Origin of the sequence: Streptomyces europaeiscabiei (genome assembly GCF_001550375.1) — a bacterium.
GTDB lineage: Bacteria > Actinomycetota > Actinomycetes > Streptomycetales > Streptomycetaceae > Streptomyces > Streptomyces europaeiscabiei.
Genome location: NZ_LRTR01000342.1, coordinates 1 through 4859 on the forward strand (window position 1 = coordinate 1; position 4859 = coordinate 4859).

Sequence of the window (4859 nt, forward strand, 5' to 3'; positions counted from 1 at the left end):
CGCCAGCTCCACCGCCAGGGCGAACTGCGCGGGCACGGCCGCGAGCGCCGGCACCGGGCCGTACGCGTGGTGCCCGCCTGTCCAGCCGTACGCCACCACCAGGCACTCCGCCGTGAACATCAGCACCAGCGGATCCCTGGGGGACCGGCGTCCCCGTGTCCACAGGGCCGGCAGCCCGAGCAGTGCCGGCCAGAGATGCCCGGCCATGTCCTCGTGGCGGAGCAGGTGGATGCCGTCCACGACCGCGCCTCCGGCCGGCGACAGGACGTCGTGGTAGGGCCAGGGGACCGCGACCGCCAGGGCGGCCGTTCCCGTCAGAGCCCAGCGCCCCACCAGCGGCCCCCGCCACCCGCGCTGCCAGGCCGCCACGATCGCCAGGGCGCCGGCAGCCGAAGCCGCGGCCGTGATCGGATGGACCAGCAGGATCAGCCCGTACAACGCGCCGAGCCCGGCGTACGCCCCCGCGCCGCCGAGGCCGCTCGGCCCGACGTACCGCACCTGCCGCTCCAACCCGCCGCCCCGCGCCCGTGCCCCCGTCCAGGCCCACGCCCAGAACGTCAGCCCGATGGCGAACGCCGACGGATGGCCGAGGTCCGTCGTCATCGACATCAGCCCGAGGCCGCCGCTCCACGGGACCCGCTCGGGGCCCCACGGCAACGTCAGGAACAGCAGCGCGAAAACCGGCGCCCACGGCCGGGGCGTCAGTACGCGCACGAAACGGCCGATCCCGGTGAGCAGCACCAGCAGGTTCACCGGCCCGGCGAGCTTCACCAGAGACCAGCCGCTCAGTCCGGTCAGCCGCGCGAGGACGCCTTGGGCGACGGCGTACGGGGAGTAGTACGGGCTGCCCGTACCCGGCAGGGCGGCAGTCGGGTGGGCCGGGTGCAGCAGGTCCCAGCGGAGCCGTTCGACGACCGCCGCGTGCAGACCGGCGTCGCAGCACAGCGGCACCCGCCAGTACGCCAGCGTCATCACCAGCCAGAACAGCCCGCCCGCGACGAGATACGGGGTCGGCCGCCGGGTCAGCCAGGTACGGCCGCCGCGCAGGGCGGTGGCCCCGAGCGCGATCCGCGGGCGGCGCCGACCGGGAGCATCGCCGGCGTCCAGAGAGCTGGAACCGGCACCGGATTCCGCACCGGCACCGGCACCGGCGTCCGGGCCAGCACCGGCGTCCGGGCCGGCACCGGCACCGGCACCGGATTCGGCACCGGAACTTTGATCGGCCTGGGCTGTATGGGGCATCTGCCGTGTATTCCCTGTATCGACATACGGGTCAACGGCTCAGCTCGCGGTCACCACATCGAGTGAGCTTCGGGGTGCCGTGACACGCTCCAGCAGCAGGGGCAGCCCCAGCACCGGCAGTAGCCACGCCACCACGATCAGCCGGTCGCCCCAGATGGTGATGTCCGGGTGCCCGGCCTGGTTGAGGATCCCCGTGAACGCGCCCGCGAGCACGAACCACCCGAACACCGGCCGCTGCCGCAGCGCACCCCACGCGCCCGCCACCAGTGCGGCCGGGAACAACGGCTGGGTCAGCTGCCGACGCCCCCACTCCACCCAGAAGTCGAACTCCAGACCCAGGAACTCCGGCCACGGCCGGGCTCGGTCGGGGCGGGTGAAGTGGTCGGTGAGCAGGTCCTGAAGGCTCTCGGCGGACGTCGGGTAATGCAGCAGCCCGGCGAGTGCCGGCGTGCACACCACCGCGCCCGCCGACACCGCCCCGACCGCCCGCACCCACGGCTCGACCGGCCCGCGCCCCTCTCGTGCACCACCGCGTGCGCGCCGCACGGCGACCACCGCGCACGCCCCCACCAGACACACCCCGAGGAACAGCGCCTGCGAGTGCTTCACCGTGAACAGCGCCGACAGGGCACCGCCCACCAGCAGCACCCCCGCCCGCACCCGCCCCTCCGCCGCCAGCGCGCACCCCCACAGCGCCGCCAGCGTCAGGGCCAGCAACAGCCCCTCAGTCATGGGCCGCATGGCGGTCGCGCCGCACGGGAGGACGTAGTAGAGGGCCTGGCCGGTGAGGGCGACGGGGGTGGGGGCGCGGACGGCGCGCAGGACGAGGAAGGCCAGTACGCCCCCGGCCGCCGCGATCAGTACGCTCGCCAGCCACACGCCCCACACGACTCCGAGCACCGCGACGAACGGCGCCAGCAGCACCGGATACCCGGGCCGCACCTCGAAGATCCGCTGGAACCGCTCCGAGGTGAAGGGCGCGATGTGGCCGCGGGTCTGCCCGGCAGCCAGTCGCCGGTCCACCTTCCGCCACAGTTCCCGGCGGCACTCCTCGGCGACCCGCGCGGCCGGGCTCGGCGCACGCAGCCGCACCACGTCCACACGCTGGTTCCGCTCGGCCGTCGCCGCCCGGCTCCCGCAGTAGTGGTCGATGGTCCCGGCCGCCGACTCCCGCATGCTCGCCCCGCCCAGACTGAGGGCGTACGACACGTAGTTCCTGGTGTCGGGGGTGGCGCGCCCGGTGACGCTCGCGAACTGGAGCAGCGCGAAACCGGCGGCGAGCAGCAGCACCCACGCCCGCGCCCTCATGACCGCGCCCTCATGACCGTGTCCTCATGACAGCACGAAGCCGCTGCTCGTCACCGATGCGACCGACCTCGGCGCGGGCACCGCCACCGCCCGCTCACCCAGCATCAGCGTCCGTACGACCCGCTCGGCCGCCCGCCCGTCGTCGAACTCGCAGTACCGCTCCCGGAAGCCGGCCCGCAGCCGCGCCGACTCCGTGTCCCGCCACCGCCCGGAGTCGAACAGCCAGGCCAGTTCACGGTAGGAGCGGGACACATGGCCGGGCGGGTCGGCGGTGATGTCCAGGTACATGCCCCGGCTCGCCGCGAAGGAGTCCCGGTCGTCGGCGTGGACGACGACCGGCCGGTCGAGGTTGGCGTAGTCGAACATCAGGGCCGAGTAGTCCGTGACCAGGACGTCGGAGGCGAGCATCAGCTCCTCGACGTGCGGCTCGTCCGTCGCGTCCACGACGACACCCCGCCGGTGCAGCTCGGCGAGCCCCGAACCGCGCGCCGGGCCGTCCGCGAGCGACGGGTGCAGCCGTACGACGAGGGTGTGGGCCTCGCCCAGGCTGCGGCGCAGGTCGGCGGCGAACCGGGCGAGGTCGAAGCGTTCGACGTGACCGCCCCGCCGGTAGTCGCGGGGCGTGGGCGCGTACAGCACGACCGTGTGGCCGGCCGGGATGCCGAGCCGCTCCCGGACGGCCGCGCCGCTGTCCGGCCCGGCGTTCACGAGGACGTCGTTGCGCGGGCTGCCGGTGCGCAGCGAGGTGAAGCCGCACGGATACGCCCTGCTCCACACCAGCTCGGAGTGGCGGTTGGCGACGAGGCTGTGGTCCCAGCGGTCGGCCCCGCGCAGCGTCTCCGGCACGTCCACACCGAGCCGGGCACCCGGCTTGTGCAGCAGGTCGGCGCCCATGAACTTGAGCGGGGTCCCCTGATGGGTGTGGACGTGCACACTGCCCGGCCGCTTGGTGAGGGTGCCGGGCCAGGTGACGTTGCTGACGAAGTACGTCGCCCGCGCGGCCATCCGCAGATGCTCGGGCGAGCCCGGCGTCACGTACTCGACACCCGGAGGGAGCGTCGCCACCCGTTCCGGCCGCACCACCCACACCCCGCGGATGTGCGGCGCGAGATCACGGGCGGCCTGGTACACGGCCGCCGGGTCGCCGAGCACGCCTCGGTGCGAGAACGCCGAGTACAGGGCCAGGTTCGGGTCCAGTGGCAGCCGCTCGTGGGTCAGTGACCAGCCCCGTCCGATCAGCTCGGCACCGGCCGCCCGCACACGCTCCCCGCGTACGCCGAGCGCGGTACGCACCCTGGTGGCCTGTCGCCGGACGCGGTAGGCGGTCCAACCACCCTCCAGGACCCGGCAGTCGGGGGCCACGGGACCGTCGTCCGACCGGTGTTTCCGGTACAGCTCCGCCGTCCGCCGGAAGAACTCGGCCCGGTCGCCCGACGGCACCCGGTCGGGCGCGCCGAGGACCTCCAGGCAGTGCCTCGCCATCCTGTCCCGGAGATACGGCCGCCAACTCGACCTCTCGGGGCGGGAGTCCAGGAAATCGAAGACCCGCTCGTACTGGTCGTGCACGTCGAAGTGGTGACGGCTGGTGGTGGAGAGGAGGTCGCCCCGCCGCCTCTGCCGGTGGGCCACACAGATCCGGTCCAGCGTGGCGATCCGCCCGGCGGTGAACAGCACGGGGAACGTCCAGGGCGTGTCCTCGTAGTGGCCCGGCGGGAACCGGAAGCCGTGCGCCTCCACGAAATCCCGACGGTAGGCCTTGGTCCACACGGCCGTCGGCAGTCCGAGGATCTCCGGGCGCTCGGAGACCGTGAAGGTGCCTTCGCCGACCGTGGTCAGGAGGTGCGCGAGCGGGTTGCGCCGCGTCTCGCCCCACCAGTACGTGCGAACGTGGTCGAAGACCAGCACATCGGGATCGCCGGCCTCGTCCAGCCGGTCCGCCATCGCGCGCAGGGCGCCCGGGGCGAGAGCGTCGTCGCCGTCCAGGAAGAGGACGAAGTCCCCGGCGGCGTAAGGCAGTCCGGCGTTGCGGGCACGGCCGGGACCCACGTTCGCGGGCAGGTGCAGCACCCGTACGCGCGGGTCGTGGGCGGCGTACGCGTCGAGGATCTCGCCGCTGCCGTCCGGCGAGCAGTCGTTCACGGCGATCACCTCCAGATCCCGGTACGACTGCTGCAGGACCGAGTCGAGGCACTCGCGCAGCAAGCCCCGGACCTCGAAGACGGGGACGACGACAGTGAAGCGGGGCATGTCCGTCAGCTCCTCACGAGGGTCGCGGCGGCGGGCGCCGGGGCCGGGGTCCGCTCGGCGAG

The 4859-nt window shown here is 73.7% G+C and carries 3 protein-coding genes; all 3 read right to left on the reverse strand.

What is annotated here, in order from left to right; genetic code table 11:
- Window positions 1-1242 (reverse strand): hypothetical protein (locus tag AWZ10_RS16505; protein WP_244172505.1); only part of this gene is annotated, 1242 nt, incomplete at its 3' end.
- Window positions 1243-1281: 39 nt separating this feature from the next.
- On the reverse strand, window positions 1282-2550 hold the full coding sequence (locus tag AWZ10_RS16510) for a hypothetical protein (RefSeq protein ID WP_060891441.1): 1269 nt from the start codon (window positions 2548-2550) through the stop codon (window positions 1282-1284).
- Between the two features lie 24 nt (window positions 2551-2574).
- A complete protein-coding gene (locus AWZ10_RS16515) occupies window positions 2575-4797 on the reverse strand; it encodes a bifunctional glycosyltransferase/CDP-glycerol:glycerophosphate glycerophosphotransferase (protein WP_060891442.1) in 2223 nt (740 codons plus the stop codon).
- Window positions 4798-4859 lie beyond the last annotated feature (62 nt).